General features: G+C 72.2%; 15 protein-coding genes. 13 read left to right on the forward strand and 2 right to left on the reverse strand.

Annotation, left to right across the window (positions count from 1 at the left end; genetic code table 11):
• Positions 1–18: 18 nt before the first annotated feature.
• Positions 19–993 carry an ArsR/SmtB family transcription factor gene (locus tag OG522_RS05025; protein WP_329461700.1) on the reverse strand — a complete coding sequence of 325 codons (975 nt, stop codon included), beginning with the start codon at positions 991–993 and terminating at the stop codon, positions 19–21.
• A gap of 60 nt (positions 994–1053) precedes the next feature.
• Here OG522_RS05025 and OG522_RS05030 point away from each other — a divergent pair, with 60 nt between their 5' ends.
• From OG522_RS05030 to OG522_RS05040, 3 genes are all read left to right on the forward strand, one after another.
• Positions 1054–2277 carry an MFS transporter gene (locus OG522_RS05030; RefSeq protein WP_329461701.1) on the forward strand — a complete coding sequence of 408 codons (1224 nt, stop codon included), beginning with the start codon at positions 1054–1056 and terminating at the stop codon, positions 2275–2277.
• 64 nt (positions 2278–2341) lie between these two features.
• Positions 2342–3088: a rhomboid family intramembrane serine protease gene (locus OG522_RS05035; protein ID WP_329461702.1), complete on the forward strand. Its 747-nt coding sequence runs from the start codon at positions 2342–2344 to the stop codon at positions 3086–3088.
• A 64-nt stretch (positions 3089–3152) separates the two neighbouring features.
• Entirely contained in the window at positions 3153–4166 is a 1014-nt protein-coding gene (locus tag OG522_RS05040) for an SDR family NAD(P)-dependent oxidoreductase (RefSeq protein ID WP_329461703.1), read from the forward strand.
• A gap of 16 nt (positions 4167–4182) precedes the next feature.
• Here the strand turns inward: OG522_RS05040 and OG522_RS05045 are convergent, their stop codons facing one another.
• Entirely contained in the window at positions 4183–5622 is a 1440-nt protein-coding gene (locus OG522_RS05045; RefSeq protein ID WP_329461704.1) for a dihydrolipoyl dehydrogenase family protein, read from the reverse strand.
• A 125-nt stretch (positions 5623–5747) separates the two neighbouring features.
• Here OG522_RS05045 and trxA point away from each other — a divergent pair, with 125 nt between their 5' ends.
• The 10 genes from trxA (at position 5748) to OG522_RS05095 (ending at position 16958) form a co-directional block, all read left to right on the forward strand.
• Positions 5748–6113: a thioredoxin gene (gene trxA / locus OG522_RS05050; RefSeq protein WP_329461705.1), complete on the forward strand. Its 366-nt coding sequence runs from the start codon at positions 5748–5750 to the stop codon at positions 6111–6113.
• 287 nt (positions 6114–6400) lie between these two features.
• On the forward strand, positions 6401–6931 hold the full coding sequence (locus OG522_RS05055; RefSeq protein ID WP_329461706.1) for a hypothetical protein: 531 nt from the start codon (positions 6401–6403) through the stop codon (positions 6929–6931).
• A 537-nt stretch (positions 6932–7468) separates the two neighbouring features.
• Positions 7469–9604, forward strand: a complete 2136-nt coding sequence (locus OG522_RS05060; RefSeq protein ID WP_329467494.1) for a hypothetical protein — start codon at positions 7469–7471, stop codon at positions 9602–9604.
• 103 nt (positions 9605–9707) lie between these two features.
• The gene (pelF, locus tag OG522_RS05065; protein ID WP_329461707.1) at positions 9708–11258 is read left to right on the forward strand and encodes a GT4 family glycosyltransferase PelF; all 1551 of its coding nucleotides are present in this window, start codon (positions 9708–9710) and stop codon (positions 11256–11258) included.
• Positions 11255–12640 (forward strand): hypothetical protein, encoded by a 1386-nt coding sequence (locus tag OG522_RS05070; protein WP_329461708.1) that lies wholly within the window; start codon positions 11255–11257, stop codon positions 12638–12640. Before pelF ends, OG522_RS05070 begins: the two co-directional genes overlap by 4 nt.
• Positions 12641–12747: 107 nt before the next feature.
• Positions 12748–13749 (forward strand): GDP-mannose 4,6-dehydratase, encoded by a 1002-nt coding sequence (locus tag OG522_RS05075; protein WP_329461709.1) that lies wholly within the window; start codon positions 12748–12750, stop codon positions 13747–13749.
• Positions 13750–13779: 30 nt separating this feature from the next.
• The gene (locus OG522_RS05080) at positions 13780–14493 is read left to right on the forward strand and encodes a sugar phosphate nucleotidyltransferase (protein ID WP_329461710.1); all 714 of its coding nucleotides are present in this window, start codon (positions 13780–13782) and stop codon (positions 14491–14493) included.
• A gap of 7 nt (positions 14494–14500) precedes the next feature.
• Positions 14501–15409 (forward strand): NAD-dependent epimerase/dehydratase family protein, encoded by a 909-nt coding sequence (locus OG522_RS05085; protein WP_329461711.1) that lies wholly within the window; start codon positions 14501–14503, stop codon positions 15407–15409.
• Positions 15406–16068 carry a spherulation-specific family 4 protein gene (locus tag OG522_RS05090; protein WP_329467495.1) on the forward strand — a complete coding sequence of 221 codons (663 nt, stop codon included), beginning with the start codon at positions 15406–15408 and terminating at the stop codon, positions 16066–16068. The genes OG522_RS05085 and OG522_RS05090 overlap by 4 nt, the downstream gene beginning before the upstream one ends.
• Positions 16065–16958: an endo alpha-1,4 polygalactosaminidase gene (locus tag OG522_RS05095; protein WP_329461712.1), complete on the forward strand. Its 894-nt coding sequence runs from the start codon at positions 16065–16067 to the stop codon at positions 16956–16958. The genes OG522_RS05090 and OG522_RS05095 overlap by 4 nt, the downstream gene beginning before the upstream one ends.
• Positions 16959–16965 lie beyond the last annotated feature (7 nt).

Here is a 16965-nt window from a genome sequence, read left to right on the forward strand (position 1 = left end):
GTGGACCTTGCCGTGGGCTCAGCCGGCTCCCGCCGGGGCCGCCGACAGGACGTCGCCCGCCGTGGTCCGGTAGTAGAGGACCGAGCGTCCCGACCTGCGGCGTGCGACCAGTCCGGCGTCGAGCAGGACCTTCAGGTGGCGGCCCACCGAGCCCAGCCCCTGCCCGGTCAGCGCCACCAGGTGACTCGTGCTCTTCGGGGTGTCGAGCAGGACGAGCACGCCCGCGCGGGCCGGACCGATCAGCCGCCCCAGGGCTTCGGGCACCGCCGCCCGGCCCGCTTCGGCGAGCGCGCCCGTGCACGAGTACACCGCGGCGTAGTGACCGTGGTCGTCCCAGCTGACCCAGCACTGGCTCGGCGTGACCGGGAGGAAGAGCAGGCGCGCCCCGGAAAGGTCCCGGGGCGGGTAGTCGTGCACGTTGATCTGGATGCGGCTCTCGCCCAGCCAGCGCATCCCGGGCCGCATGTCGTCGAGTACCGCCGCCCAGCCGCCCCGGCTCAACTGGCCGGTGCGCGCGATGATGTCGGCCTCGATGACCCGGCGCCGACGCGGCCAGTCGGGGAGCACCGCCCGCTGCCACAGCCAGTCCAGGAGGTCCGCCGTACGGTCGGAAAGATCGTCGCGCAGCAGCGCGGCGGGGAGCGGTCCGCCGATCGTCTCGACCAGATCCGCGTGGACGGTCGCGGCCGAAGTGGCGCGGATCTCGGCGAGTTCCTCGTGGAAGTCGGGTTGGCCGTCGCCGGTCGGCGTGGGCACCAGGAAGTCCGCGGTCCAGCGGGGGCTGCGTACGGCGCGTACGAGCTGCGCGGTGACGGGGTCTGCCGCCAGTTTCGCCCGGAACGCGGGCAGATGGGCATCGAGCCAGGCCCGTTCCCCGGGGTGGCGGGCGGAACGAGCCGTCAGGGCAAACAGGCTCGCGGTGGTCTCGGCCAGCGGCGAGACCAGGAAACGGCTGCCCGCGAGCGTGTCCGCGCTGACCTGCCACCACCCCATGGTTTCGCCTCCCCGCGAAACAGTAACGCCGACACGGCGCCGCCATCGAGACTCCCCGCCATGCCCACGTACCGGGAGCTCCTGCGCACGCCGGAGTTCACACCCTTCTTCCTCGTCAGCTCCGTCCAGGTCGCCGCGGCGACGGTGAGCGGACTCGCGCTCGCCACCCTCGTCTACGCGGCGACCGGATCACCCCTGCTTTCCGCACTCAGCATGTTCGGGGCCTCCTTCAGCCAGGTGATCGGAGCGAGCCTGCTGATGTCGGCGGCCGACCGCCTGCCGCCGCGCACCGCGACGGCCTCGATCGCGGCCGCCTTCGCGGTCGGAACCGCCCTGCTCGCGCTGCCCGGTATGCCCGTGGGGGCGGTCTTCGCCGTCCTGCTCTGCCAGGGTCTGGCCGCCTCGGTCGGCGGCGGGGTGCGATACGGCCTGCTCAACGAGATCCTCCCCAAGGACCGCTATGTCCTTGGCCGTTCGGTGCTCAACATGAGCGCGGGCGCGACGCAGATCTGCGGGTTCGCGGTCGGCGGCGTGCTGGTGTCCGCGCTGTCGCCGCGTGGCACCCTGCTCGCGGGCGCCGCGCTGTACGCGGTCGCCGCGACCGTGGCCCGACTGCGGCTCAGCCGCCGCCCGCCGCGCGCCGCGGGCCGCCCTTCGGTCACCGAGACCTGGCGCGTCAACTCCCTTCTGTGGTCGTCCGGTTCACGCCGCCGCCTCTACCTCGGCCTGTGGGTGCCGAACGGCCTGATCGTCGGCTGCGAGTCCCTCTTCGTGCCGTACGCACCCGCGCACGCGGGCCTGCTCTTCGCCGCCGCGGCCGTCGGCATGCTGGCCGGGGACACGGTCACCGGGCGCTGGTTGCCCGCGCGCTGGCGCCGGCGGCTGCCCGTCCCGCTCCTTCTGCTGCTCGCCCTGCCCTATGTGCCGCTCGCCCTGCACCCGGCCCTGCCGCTCACCGTCGCGTCCATCGCGCTCGCCTCCGTCGGATACGCGGCGAGCCTCCTCCAGCAGGAGCAGCTCATGGCCCGCACCCCGGACGCCATGACCGGACAGGCCCTCGGCCTGCACTCCTGCGGCATGCTCACCTTCCAGGGCGTCGGAGCCGCCGTCGCGGGCACCCTCGCCCAGCACACCTCCCCCGGCACGGCGATCGCCCTGACGGCTGCGGCGTCCGTCTCGGTCACCGTCCTTCTGGCACTCGGCGCGGGTTCAGGCCGAATTCGCGGGCCCCGTAGGCCCGTTGAGGGCGCACGCCCCGCACCACAGCAGGTGTCCGGGACGTGAGGGGAACGTGGCCGATACCGCGTGGTGTCGGCACGACAGAAGGGCCACGGGGTAGATAAGGGTCATGACCGACCATGTGCTGTCGCCCGCCCTGTACGTCTTAATGATCGTTGTGGTCATGAAGATCGTGGACGGGCTGCCACAGCTGCCGTTCGGCCCGCGCAACCCGCCCAGAGCGGCGATCGGGCTGTGGCTGCTCGTGGCGATCCCCTCGCTGCTCCAGTTCGCCTTCCCCCAGCTGTACGACGCCCTGCACCGCGACTCCGACCTGATCATCGACCAGCACCAGTGGTGGCGGGCGTTCACCTCGTTCATGGTGCAGGACGGCGGGGTCGGCGGAACCGCGTTCAACCTGTTCGTCCTGGCCGTCATCGCCATCGCCGCGGAGCGGGTGTGGGGCACCCGGATGCTGCTGGTCATGGTTCCGGCACTGCTGCTCGTGTTCAGCGTCGACACCTTCCTGGTCCACGGCCCTCCCGGCGGCGGGAACTCGGGCCTGACCTTCCGGCTCGCCACCAGCATCGCCGGACTCGCTCTCCTCACCCGCCCGAGCAGGCGTCACTACCTGCTCGCCGGCGCGATCGTCGTGGACGGGGCGGTCCTGCTGCTGCTCGGCGACGGCCACGGCGAGCCCATGATCACCGGCATCGTCGCGGGCCTGGTCGCGGGCGTCATCCAACGCCGCCGACCGCGCCTGTGGCATCCGGTCGCGGCCGATCCGCGAGCGCGACAGGTCGCGCCCGGAGCGCCCGGCCCCTCCGAGCCCAACGACGCGCCCGCTCGACCGGAGCGCGACTTGGACGACCGATGACGCCAACGCGCCCACGCCTTCGGCAAGTTGACTGAGAGCGCACTTCAACTCGTAGCTTCGTCACATGTCCACACCTGAACACAACACCCCTCAGCACAAGACCGGATCGGGCTTCGGGGCCCGCAGCACCGCGGCGGACGTCCTGACCGGGATCGACCTCACCGGACAGCTCGCCGTCGTCACCGGCGGCTACTCGGGCCTCGGTCTGGAGACCACCCGCGCGCTCGCCGGAGCGGGCGCGCGCGTCGTGGTTCCGGCCCGGCGGCTGGACGTGGCCGCCGCGGCCGTGTCGGACATCCCCGGCGCCGAGGTCGACGAACTCGACCTCGGCGACCTCGACAGCGTGCGCGCCTTCGCCGACCGCTTCCTCGCCTCCGGCCGGGGCATCGACCTCATGATCAACAGTGCCGGTGTGATGGCCTGCCCCGAGACCCGGGTGGGTCCGGGCTGGGAGGCCCAGTTCGCGACCAACCACCTCGGCCACTACGCCCTCGTCAACCGGCTCCGGCCCGCCCTCGCCGAGAGCGGTGCCCGGATCGTGTCGGTGTCCTCCCGGGGCCACCAGCTCTCCGCCATCCGCTGGGACGACCCGCACTTCACCCGCGGCTACGACAAGTGGCTGGCGTACGGGCAGGCGAAGACCGCCAACGCGCTGTTCGCCGTGCAGCTCGACCTCCTGGGCCGGGACGCCGGGGTGCGGGCGTTCTCGGTGCACCCCGGCGAGATCAACACCGCGCTGGTGCGCCATGTCTCCGAGCAGGAGCGGATCGCCGCGGGCTGGGTCGACGCCGAGGGCAACTGGTCGCTCGACTTCAAGACACCGGAACAGGGCGCCGCCACCCAGGTGTGGGCGGCGACGTCCCCCCAGTTGACCAGGCTGGGCGGTGTCTACTGCGAGGACTGCGACATCGCCGAGCCCGCCGCACCCGGCGCGATCGGGGTCGCTTCCGGTGAGCTCGACGCCGACGCGCTCACCAGCGGCGTACGCCCGCACGCGACCGACCCCGAGCAGGCGGCCCGGCTGTGGGAGCTCTCGGCCGCTCTCACCGGCGTCGACGCGTTCGCACCGACGTCCTGACGGGAGCCCTGGGCGCTCAGCCGCGGTACGTCTCCAGGAGCCGCAGCCACACCTCGCTGATCGTCGGGTACGAGGGGACCGCGTGCCACAGCCGCTCCAGCGGCACCTCGCCCGCGATGGCGACCGTCGCCGAGTGGATCAGTTCGCCGACGCCGGGACCGACGAAGGTGACGCCGAGCAGAACGGCTCGGTCCTCGTCGACGATCATGCGGGCCCGGCCCCGGTATCCGTCGGCGTAGAGCCCGGCGCCCGCGACGTTGGACATGTCGTAGTCGACAGCGCGCACCCGGTGGCCCGCGGCCTGCGCCTCGGCCAGGGTGAGACCGGCCGAGGCGGCCTCGGGGTCGGTGAAGACGACCTGCGGGACGGCCGCGTGGTCGGCGGTCGCGTTGTGGGCGCCCCAGCGGTCGCTCTCCAGGACCGGGGTCCCGGCGGCGCGCGCCGCGATGGCGGCTCCCGCGATCCGGGCCTGGTACTTGCCCTGGTGGGTCAGGAGCGCGCGGTGGTTCACGTCGCCGACCCCGTACAGCCAGTCGCTGCCCTGGACGCGGCAGGAGTCGTCGACGGGCAGCCAGGATCCCGGGTCGAGGCCGATGGTCTCCAGGCCGATGTCGTCCGTGCGGGGCGCGCGACCGGTGGCGAAAAGGATCTCTTCGGCCTCCAGGCGTTCATCGCCCTCGGGCCCGCGCACCGAGACCGTCACCGCGCCGGTCGCGACGTTGCGTACGACATCCGTGACCGAGGTGTGCGTACGGATCTCGGCGCCGGCTTCCTTGAGTGCCGCCGCCACCAGCTCACCCGCGAAGGGCTCCATCCTGGCGAGCAGACCGCCGCCCCGCACCACAACGGTGACCTTGGCACCGAGCGCCTGCCAGGCGGTGGCCATCTCGGCGGCCACCACTCCCCCGCCGACGACCACGAGGGAGCCCGGCACCTGCTGGGCGCTGGTTGCCTCGCGGCTGGTCCAGGGGTTCACATCGGCGAGGGAGGGAAGGTCGGGCAGCACGGCGCGGCTGCCGGTGCACACGGCGACGGCGTGCCGGGCGGTGAGGACGTGGTGCTCGCCCTCGGGGCTGGTGACGCTGACCTTGCGGGTGCCGTACAGGCGGCCGTGCCCGCGGTAGAGGTGGGCGCCGATGCCGTCGAGCCACGCCACCTGCCCGTCGTCCTTCCAGTGCGATGTGTAGTCGTCGCGGTGCGCGAGGACCGCGGCGGAGTCGAGGGGGCCCTGCGCCGACTCGCGCAGTCCGGGCACCCTGCGGGCCTCGGCGCGGGCGACCGCCGGGCGCAGCAGCGCCTTGCTGGGCATGCAGGCCCAGTACGAACACTCGCCCCCGACCAGTTCACTCTCCACCACCGCACAGCTCAGGCCCGCGGCCCTCGCGCGGTCGGCGACGTTCTCGCCCACCGGTCCGGCACCCAGCACCACCACGTCGTATTCCTCGGCTTCCGTCATAGGGACAGTCTGCGTGCGGGGTGTACTCCGTGGCCACGTGGGCACGCGCCAGGGACGGAATACCGCGACGGCCCGTGCCGTTGTGCAAGGCGGCCCCAGTCCGGGGCCGGGAAGAGGAGCGTGTGATGGCGACTGTCGAGCTGACCAAAGAGAACTTCGACTCGGTCGTGTCCGACAACGGATTCGTGCTGATCGACTTCTGGGCCTCCTGGTGCGGCCCGTGCCGGCAGTTCGCCCCGGTGTACGAGGCCGCTTCCGAGCGCCACGACGACCTGGTCTTCGCGAAGGTGGACACAGAGGCGCAGCAGGAGCTGGCGGCGGCCTTCGACATCCGGTCGATCCCGACGCTGATGATCGTCCGCGACAACGTGGCGGTCTTCGCGCAGCCCGGCGCGCTGCCCGAGGCCGCGCTCGAGGACGTGATCGGCCAGGCGCGCGCCCTGGACATGGACGAGGTACGCAAGTCGGTCGAGTCGGCACAGCAGAAGTAGCCCGGCTCCGCCACTCCGCACGGCCCTCTCCCACCCGGGGAGAGGGCCGTGGTGTTCTCCGGGCGGAATGCGCCATTGCTGTGCGCGCGGGGGTGCGTCGGTTACCGGTCAGCCGGTCCCCGCCGGGCCCGCGAGCAGGCGGTCCCGCGCTGGAACGAGCTCTGGCCAAGACCTCAACTGCCGCCAATCCAGGGCCGGTTCGACCCGAGTCCGTTCGAGCCAGCGCGGCCTTCACCATGTGCAGATACAGCGGACGCGGCGTGCCCGTGCTTCTACTGTCCGTCCTCATGCGAATCACACACCTGAGGCGTTTCAGCCTCGCCGCCGTCCTCACCTTCGCCCTCGCCCTCTTCGGTCTGGGCCAGCCCGCGAGCGCCGACACCCCCGATGTCGCCTTCAGCGTCGACCACGCGACGGCGACGCCCGGCACCACGGTCAACCTCCAGATGACCTTCACCAACAGCCAGACCACCGACGTCTGGTTCGTCTACCAGTCGGTTCAGCCGACCTGGCAGACCACCCAGCGCGCCGACCTCAAGTACACCCTCGCCTCCTGCACCGGCCAGGGCGTCACCTGCACCGGAACCGGCACCACCACGCTCGGCGTGAGCTACTCGGTGCCGGTCGCGCCGGGCGCCAGCCGCACCGTCACCATCCCGGTGCAGATAGCGGCCACCTCCGGCTGCAACGGCGACATCGCGTTCTACTCGTACGTCTACTACGAGTTCAACAACAGCCAGAGCCACAAGGACGGCGTCTTCAACTCCCCGACCACGCGGGTCAACTGCGCTACTCCCGCCCCTGCGGGCGCTCTCTAGCTCCCGCACCGGCCGCGCTCGTCCGCGGCCCGCACACGCCGGTCGGCCCATCCCCCCGGGTCGGCCGGTTTCGCATGTCCGGAACCTGACGTCCGGAGCCTTCGTCCGGGTGAGGGCTTCGCTCGTGTGGCCGAAAACGGGATGCGGTCTGGAGCATCGATGTTGTCTGGACCATTGGTGGTGCACGCCCGCGTGCGCCCCCGGCCGAAAGCGGTTGCTCCCCCGGCTGCTCCGGCTTTCCCGCCCCCGGGCATCCGGGCCCGGCCTCATCGGAGCCGCTCCCACGGCGGTGTGGACGGGTCTGTGCCCTTGCACATCGGCCGCGCTTTTACGTCATGTTTCACAGTAGCCACTCGAAAACTCCCAGAAGAGCCGCACTATGTGACGCGACAGAGCGAAACGACACGACCCTCCCCGGGAGGGCCACCGTTGCGCCGGGGGTGGGGTCCGTCCAGGCAGGGGAGCCGAACGGACCTCCAGGGGAGGGGACTTCACCGCGTGAAGCGGAACACTTATCGCAGCAGACGCCGCACCGGCATGGCCGCCGGCGCACTCCTGCTCGCGCTCGGCTTACCGGCGGCGCCGGCGTTCTCCGCGACGCCCGCGCCGCGCATCGACCTGAGGGTCCTCGTCGTCTCGGACGGCGGACCGGCCACCGCCGCCATCACCGCGGAACTGGACGGCGAAGGCACCCCGTACACCGTGGTCGAGCTGGGGCGGTCCGGCCGGCCCGTCATCGACGCCGCGTTCCTGGCCGACACCGTGGCCGGCCTCCCACGGGCCAAGTTCCAGGCCGTGGTACTGCCGAACGACAACCCGTTCCCGACCGGCTCCGCCGAAATGACCGCGCTCGCCGCGTACGAGACGTCGTACGCGATCCCGCAGGTCGACGCCTACACCTACGCACGCCCACAGGTGGGATTGCAGACGCCCGCGGGCGGCGGCTACAGCGGCTCGGTGGACGGCTTACAGGCCCAGGTGACCGCCGCGGGCCGCAGCGGTCCCTTCGGCTACCTCAACGGGAGCGTGCCGTTCGAGGACAACTCGACCTCCGTGAGCGAGAGTTACGCCTTCCTGTCGCCGCCCGCCGCGGGCGCCGACTTCACCAGCTACGTCCAGGCCCCGATCCCCGGCAAGACCGGCGACGGGTCCCTGGTCGGCGAGTACCGCCACGACGGGCGCCGGGAACTGGTCGTCACCTTCGCGTACAACCAGTACCAGCAGCAGTTCAAGCTGCTCGCCCGCGGCATCGTCGACTGGATGACCCAGGACGTGCGGCTCGGCGCCTCGCGGAACTACTTCGCGGTCCACGTGGACGACGTGTTCGCCGGCGACGACCGCTGGGACTCCACCCTCAACTGCACGCCCGGCGACGTGGACTGCCCGCCCGGCCAGGGCGTGCAGAGCACGATCCGGATGACCCCCGACGACGTGAGCAACGCCGTCGCCTGGGAGAAGTCCCACAACTTCACGCTCGACCTCGCCTTCAACGGCGGCGGCAGCGTCGACTACCGCGAGGAACACAGCGGCAGCGACCCGCTCGCCGATCAACTCGCCCTGAACAAGGACCAGTTCCGCTGGATCAACCACACCTACGACCACGCGTTCCTCGGCTGTCAGCAGAACGTCACCGTCGTGCCGTGGACGTGCGCGACCAACCCCGACGGCTCCACCCGCTATGTGAGCCAGGCCGAGATATCCAAGGAGATATCCGACAACCTCCAGTGGGCGCAGAGCAACCAACTGCCCGTCCAGCCCGACGAGTTGATCACCGGCGAACACTCGGGGATGGCGCTCCTTCCACAGCAGCCCCAGGACAACCCCTACCTCGCCCCCGCCCTCGCCGCCGACCACATCGACTGGCTCGGCGCCGACATGTCGCGCGATCCCCAGCAGCGCGCGGTCGGCTCCGCGCTCACCGTGGCCCGCTACCCGATCAACATCTTCTACAACGCGGGCCACGTCTTTGAGCAGGTCGACGAGTACAACTGGATCTACACCAGCCGGGCCCAGGGCGGCAGCGGCCTGTGCGAGAGCCTGCCGAACACCAGCTGCCTGCCCGCGCCGCTCGACCCGGCCACCGGCTACACCGCCCACATCGTGCCCCTTGAGACCCAGGTGGCGCTCGGCCACGTCCTCGGCAACGACCCGCGGCCGCACTTCATCCACCAGTCCAACCTCGCCGAGGACCGGATCGGCTACGCCGTGCTGGACGGAGTGCTCGACCAGTACAAGGCGCTCTACGCGGCCAGTGCGCCGCTGGTCAACCCGCGGATGAGGGACATCGGCGCGGAGCTGCGCAACCGCGGTGTCTGGAACACCGCGGTCAAGGCGGGCCAGGTCAGCGCCTATCGGATCGGCGACCGCGTGACCGTGCAGGCACCGGCGGGCGTGCCCGTCACCGCGACGATGCCCAACGGCACCGGGCAGGTCCTCCAGAACGGCACCACCGCCTTCGGTCAGGCCTATGCCGGCAGCATGTCCGGCTGGGTGTCGCCGGAGTCCGGGCAGAGCACCGTGACCCTGGCGCTGGCCCCGGCCCCCGCCACAGCCCTGGCACCGCAGAGCCACCCCGCGCGTCCCGCCGCTCCCGCGGGGGCCCAGCACGCGCCCCGTACGCCGGTCCCCGCCGGTGTCACCAAGCCGGTGCCGTACAGCGCCGAGCGGCGCTGACCGCGTCCCGCACCCAGGGACCTGGGGCCCTGCCGCCGACGCGGCGGCGGGCCGCCGGGCCACTGTCACCACCCACCGCTCTCTTCAGCCGCGGAGCGCACGCATGCACGTACGACACCGCGCGCCGCGCTCCGGCGCGGCGCGGGTCACCCTGCTCACCGAGGGCACCTATCCGCACAGCCACGGCGGAGTGAGCGTCTGGTGCGACCAGCTCGTCACCGGGATGCCCGACATCGACTTCGACATCATCGCCGTAACCGGAACCGGGCGCGAGCCCACCGTGTGGGAGCTTCCGCCGCACGTGTCGGAGCCGGTCAGCCTCCCCATGTGGGGGCCCGCGCCGACCGGTTCGGCCCCGCGCGGACGTCAGGAACGCCGCCTGATGACGGCGTACGAACGCTTTTTGACGGCCCTGCTCGATCCCCGAGCCGAGAGCGGTTTCGCCCCGGCGCTCTACGAACTGGCCGCGGCGGCCCGGGACGGCCGGCTCAGTCCCGCGCTCCGCGGCGACCGGGCGATCCACGTCATGACCGAGGTGTGGAACCGGCCTGGGCTCGCCGTGCGCGAGGCCCGGCCCACCCTGCACGACGCGGTCACCGCGACCGCGCTCCTGGAACACGCGCTGCGCCCGCTGGCCGCCGAGCCGCCGACCCAGGGCGTCTCGCACGCGGTCAGCGGCGGCGTGGCCGTCCTTCCGGGGCTCGTGGCGGCCGAACTCCACGGCGTGCCCCTGCTGTTGACCGAGCACGGGGTGTACCTGCGGGAGCGCTATCTGGGCTACCGGACCGCTCCCTATCGCTGGCCGGTCAAGGCGGTGCTGCTCGGCTTCTTCCGGCTGCTCGCCGAGGAGACCTACCGGCGCGCCGCGCTGATCACTCCGGGCAACCAGTACAACCGGCTGTGGGAGGAGCAGGGCGGAGCCGACCCACGGCTCATCCGCACCGTGTACAACGGGGTCGATCCCGCCGCCTTCCCGCCCGCCGGACCGGAGCCGCAGGCGCCAACTCTGAGCTGGGCGGGTCGAGTTGACCCCATCAAGGACCTGGAGACACTCATCCGCGCCTTCGCCCGGGTGCGTACGGAGGTCCCCGCGGCCACCCTGCGCCTGTTCGGCGGCACGCCCAAGGGCGGCGAGGCCTACCGGGAGCGGTGCGAGGCGCTGGCCCACTCGCTCGACCAGGGCGCGGCGGTCACCTTCGAGGGCCGCGTGGACGACATCAGGGACGCCTACGCGGCGGGCAACATCGTGATGCTGTCCAGCATCAGCGAAGGCTTCCCCTTCACCCTGATAGAGGCGATGTCGTGCGGGCGCGCCACCGTCTCCACTGATGTCGGCGGGGTGCGCGAGGCGGTCGGCCCGGCGGGTCTCGTGGTGCCGCCGCGCGATCCGGCCGCGATGGCGGCGGCCGCCCTGGAACTCCTGGGTGACCCGGAACGCCGGGCGGCCATGGGGGAAGCGGCCCGGCTGCGCGTGGTCGAGCAGTTCACCCTGCGCCAGACCGTCGACACCTTCCGGGCCATCTACCTCGAACTCTCGGTCCGCGGCACGACCGTGCCGGTACGGCGCAGCGCCGTCGCGGAGGACGCCACGCCGACGGTGCGCCTGGTCGCGTCCGATCTGTCGGCCGCCGGTCTGAGCCGGGTGGCCGGATGAGCGGCCCCATCGCTCTGGAGCCGCCCGACGGCCGCGACGACACGCTGACGCTCCGGCTCGCCGTCGAGTCCACGATGACGCTGAGGCTGCCCGATCGCGTCCGGCGGGCGGGCAGGGACTCGGCCATCGACCGACTGGCGGCCCACCTCGCCGAGCAGATCGGTCCCGCCGTGCACGCCTACGAGGTCGCGGCCGTCCTGGAATCCGAGGGACTCACGGCCCAGCAGATCGCGGACGAGTACGGTCACGACAGCCTCTTCACGCTCGCCGAGGACCTCTACAGCCGGGTGCCGCGCAGCTTCCCGGAGCCGCCCGCGGCCGCCGATCCCTGGGCCCCCGACCATGTGCGGTGCGCGCTGCGCGGCGCGCTGTTCGCCCTGCCGGGGCTCGCCTATCCGCTGACCGCGCGCCTGTGGCAGAGCGAGGAGGCCGTCCTCGCTCTGGTGGTGGCGGGTCTCGTCTCCTGGTCGTGGGGGCAGGGGCTCGGCCACCGCGCGTATCTGCGGATGGCGGCGGGCCGGGCCGATGCGGCCCGCACGCTGATGGCCGGCGCCCCGTTGGGCGCACTGCTCGCTTCCTTCCTGGGGCTCGCCCTGGTGGGCCCCGGCCCCGCGGCGGTGTTCGTGGTGGGGCAGTCCTGCTATCTGGCCGCGGCGGGGGTCCTGCTGGTGCTGGCCCGCGAACGGCTGCTTCTCGGGGCGCTGGCCCCGCTCATCGCGGGGGGCGCGATGCTGCCGTGGTGGGATCCCGGTCCGCTGCCGCGCGTGGGGCTGAGCGTGCTCACCCTGACGCTGGTGGTGGCCGCCGTCGGCCACTGCTTGCGCGGCGCCCTCAAGGGGTCCGCGAAGTCCAACTCCCCGACACCGCCCTTCAGTTCCTCGCTCCCGTACGGGCTCTTCGGACTCGCCGCCGGGGTGCTCGTGGCCTTCGCGGGGCAACGGCATCCGTTCGCGGTGATCGCCCTGACGCTCAGCATGGGGCCCGCCGAATGGCTGCTCTACCGCTACCGGGGGCTGGCGGTGGCGGCGCTGCGGGCCACGGCCACCCCGGCCGCGTTCCGGTGGCGGTCGGGCGCCGTCCTCGCGGGCTGCCTCTTCGTCTATCTGCTGCCCCTGTTCCCGGCGGCGCTGCTCACCGGGGCCAGGCCCGCGCCGTTGCTCGCGCTCGCGGCGCTGCTGTGGACGGCGCTGCTGCTCCAGGCGTTCGGCATCGCCTGGCTGCCGGCCGCGGTCAGCCTGGCCGCCGCGACCGGGGTCGCCTCGTCCGATCTGCTGGCACCCGCGCTCGCCCCGCTCGCGCCCCTGTTCTGCTGTACGGCCGCCGCCACCGCGCTGGTGGGCGGCACGGTCCATCTGCTCGGGCGGCCGACCGCGCACGCCTGACCGCCGCACCACACCGCACAGCACACGGCCCACACCGGGCCACCGGCATCACGCACCGCACCGAGTCGATCACCGAATGTCCTGAACAGCCTTGAAAGGAGCGGCAGTTGACTTCCGCACCGCTTGTCGCCGTCACCGGAGCCGAGGGCTTCATCGGCTCCCACCTCACCGAGGCCCTGGTCGCCTCCGGGCACCGGGTCCGCGCCATGGCCCAGTACAACTCGTTCTCCTCCTACGGCTGGCTGGAGACCCTGCACCCCGACGTCCTGGACCAGGTGGAGATCGTCCTGGGCGATGTCCGCGACCCAGGCTCGGTGCGGGGCCTGGCCGAAGGCGCCGAGGCCGTCTACCACTTGGCGGCCCTCATCGCGATCCCGTACTCCTACCGCGCGCCGCACAGCTATGTGGACACCAACGTCACCGGCACCCTCAACGTGCTGGAGGCGGTTCGCGCCCTGCGGACGCCGCGCCTGGTGCACACCTCGACCAGCGAGACGTACGGCACCGCGCAGACCGTACCCATCACCGAGGACCACCCCATCAACACCCAGTCCCCGTACGCCGCTTCGAAGGCCGGCGGTGACCGGCTCGCGGACAGCTACTACGCGAGCTTCGCCACCCCCGTGGTGACGCTGCGCCCGTTCAACACCTACGGGCCGCGCCAGTCGATGAGGGCCGTGATCCCCACCGTCATCGGCCAGGTCGCGGCCGGCTCGCGCACCATCACGCTGGGCGACCTGCGGCCGACCCGGGACTTCACGTTCGCCGCCGACACGGCGCGGGCGTTCCTCGCGGTGGGCACCGCGCCGGCCGAACGCGTGGTGGGACGGACCTTCAACGCGGGGACCGGCACCGAGATATCGGTCGGCGATCTGGTGCGCCTCATCGGCAAGGTGATGGGCGCCGAGCTCGACGTCCAGGAGGACACCCAGCGCATCAGACCGGCCAACTCCGAGGTGATGCGCCTGGTCGCGGATGCGAGCCGGCTGACCGCGGCGACCGGCTGGCAGCCGGGGCACGACCTGGAATCGGGTCTGGCGCGGACCGCGGAGTTCTTCCGCGATCCCGGCAACCTCGCCCGCTACAAGACCGGCATCTACAACATCTGACCCGCCAGGCCCAATCTCAGGGAGGCTCCCATGCACGTAGTGATACTCGCCGGAGGCAAGGGTGTCCGGCTGCGGCCCTACACCACGGCGCTGCCCAAGCCGCTCGTCCCGATCGGCGACCAGCACACGATCCTGGAGATCGTGCTGCGCCAGCTCGCGGCCGCCGGGTTCACCGGATGCACCATCGCCATCGGCCATCTGGGCCAGATCATCCGCGCCTACGTCGGCGACGGCGAACGCTGGGGCCTCGACATCGACTACTGCACCGAGGAGAGCCCACTGGGTACCATCGGCCCGCTCCTGACCATGCGGGACCGGTTGCCCAAGTCCTTCCTCGTCATGAACGGAGACATCCTCACGGACCTCGACTACGCCGACGTGCTGAACCAGCACCGCGCCGGTGGCGCCCCCCTGACCATCGCCACCTACGCGCGCAAGGTGCACATCGACTTCGGGGTGCTCACCACCGACGAGACCAAGGTGGTGGCCTTCACCGAGAAGCCCAGCATGGACTACCGGGTGTCGATGGGCGTGTACGGGCTGTCCCTCGACACGCTGGACGCCTACACCGCGGGCCTGCCGCTGGGCTTCGACGAGCTGGTGCTCGACCTGCTCAAGGCCGGCACCCCGCCGCACGCCTACGCGTTCGACGGCTACTGGCTCGACATCGGCCGCCCGGACGACTACGACCGGGCGAACGCCGAGTTCACCACCCACCGCTCGCTGCTGCTCAAGGGGGCCTGAACTCCCCATGCGCATCCTTGTGTTGGGCTTCAGCGGCTATCTGGGCGGCCATGTCGCCCGGGAGCTGCGCGCCCTGCCCGGCGTGCGGTTCTTCGGCGCGGGACGCGGCCCGGCCGCGGACCTCGCCGTCGACCTCGCCACCGTGGCGCCCGGACAACTCGCCGAGCGGTTCTACTCGTTCGCGCCGGACGCCGTGATCAACTGCGCGGGTGCGGTCGGCCCGCAGTCGGTGTCGCTCGCCGAGGCCAACGTCCGCGGTCCGGCCGTGCTGTGCGCGGCGCTGCGCGAGGCCGCGCCCGCGGCCCGGCTCGTCCATCTCGGATCGGCGGCCGAGTACGGACCGACCGGGATCGGCGAGCGCGTCACCGAAGAGGCCGCGGCGCGCCCGAGCACGCTGTACGGGGCGACCAAGCTGGCCGGCACGCTGGCCGTCACCTCGTCCGGGCTCGACGCCGTGGTCCTGCGGGTCACCAATCCGGTCGGTCCGGGGGCGCCCGCCGCCGGGTTGCCCGGCCGTCTGGCTCGGCAGTTGCGCGACCTCGGGCCCCGCCGCGTCGTGCGGCTCGGCGACCTCTCCGCGCACCGCGACTTCGTCGACGCGCGGGACGTCGCCCACGCGGCGGTCCTCGCGGCGACGGCCGCGGGTCCGCTGCCCCCGCTCCTCAACATCAGCAGCGGACGGGCCGTACCGGTAAGGGAGTTGGTGTACGAGCTCGCCCAAGCGGCGGGCTTCGGCGGACGCTTCGAAGAAGGCGCCGAAGGCTCCGCCCGCTCCGCCGATGTCCCCTGGCAGTGCTCCGACCCGGGCGCGGCCCGCACCACCCTGGGCTGGTCGCCGCGCCACCGCCTGGCCGATTCGGTGTCCGCGCTGTGGGCGGCCGTGTGCGCCGAACCGGACCGGGAACCGGTGCACTGATGCTGCTCGTTCCGCTCTACGTCCACCCCGCCGAAGACCCGGACGCGTGGCGCCTGCTCGCCGAGGCGGCGGCCGGCGTCTACGCGGTGGTGCTCAACGCGGCGGACGGGCCGGGCGGCGCCCCGGACCCGGCGTTCACCGAGCCGGTCCGGGCGCTGCGCGCGGCCGGGGTCCGGGTGCTCGGCTATGTCGACCTGGACTACGGCGCCCGGCCCGTCGAGGCCGTACTGCGGGACCTGGAGCGGCACCGCGACTGGTACGCAACCGACGGCTGCTTCCTGGACCGGGCGCCCGCCGACCGGACCGGCCTGCCGCTGGTGCGGCGGGTCGCCCGGACGGCGCGGCGGTGCGGCGCCACCACCGTGGTGCTCAACCCGGGCGTCCATCCGGCGCCCGGGTACCTGCGGACCGCCGATGTCGTCGTCACCTTCGAAGGGCCCTGGACGACGTACGTGTCCGCCTTCACCCGGCCCGGCTGGGCCGACCGCCGCCCGCCGGAGCGCCTGTGCCACCTCGTGTACGGGGTGCCGCAGGCGCTCACGGCACTGGCCGTGCGGACCGTGCGGGAACGCGGCGCCGGTGTGTGCTGCGTGGTCGAGCGCGGCCTGCCCAATCCCTGGGCGGCGCTGCCGCCCGTCCTCCCCGGAAAGACACCATGAACCGCACCCTGCCCCTGATGTGCACGGCCGTCGCCCTGCTGCTGTTCGCCACCGCCTGTTCGTCGAACTCCTCGGACGACGCGGACGGCCCGGACGAGCCGCAGCCGACGGTCACGCCAGCCCCCTCCTCCCCCACCGCGCCCGCGCCGAGCCGGTCCGCCGGCTCTTCGCCGAGCGGTTCGGCCCCGGCCAAGCCGTGGCAGCCCAAGCCGGGCACCGCCTGGCAGTGGCAGCTCAACGGCCGGGTGGACAGCGGCCCCGACGTTCCGGTGTACGACATCGACGGCTTCGAGAACACCGCGGCCGACGTGGCCAAGCTGCACAGCCAGGGCCGCAAGGTGATCTGCTACATCAACGCCGGCGCCTGGGAGAACTTCCGCCCGGACAAGGACGCCTTCCCCCGCGAGGTGCAGGGCGAGAACAACGGCTGGGACGGCGAGCGCTGGCTCGACATCCGGCGCGTCGACATCCTGCGGCCCCTGATGGAGCGGCGCTTCGACATGTGCCGCGAGAAGGGCTTCGACGCGGTGGAACCGGACCTGATGGACGGCTACCTCAACAAGACGGGGTTCCCGCTCGACGCCGCGCAGCAGCTCGCGTACAACCGCATGATCTCCCAGATCGCGCACGCCCGGGGCCTGGCGGTGGGGCTCAAGAACGATCTCCAGCAGATTCCCGAACTGCTGCCCGCCTTCGACTTCGCGGTCAACGAGCAGTGCGCGCAGTTCGACGAGTGCACCCAGCTCACCCCGTTCGTGAAGGCGGGCAAGGCGGTCTTCCACGTCGAATACCAGCTGCCCACCAGCGACTTCTGTGCGGAGTCCGACAAACTCGGGCTGTCCTCGATGCGCAAGAACCTCAAGCTGGACACCTGGCGCCAGCCCTGCTGAGCGGGTT

Origin of the sequence: Streptomyces sp. NBC_01431, assembly GCF_036231355.1 — a bacterium.
GTDB lineage: Bacteria > Actinomycetota > Actinomycetes > Streptomycetales > Streptomycetaceae > Streptomyces.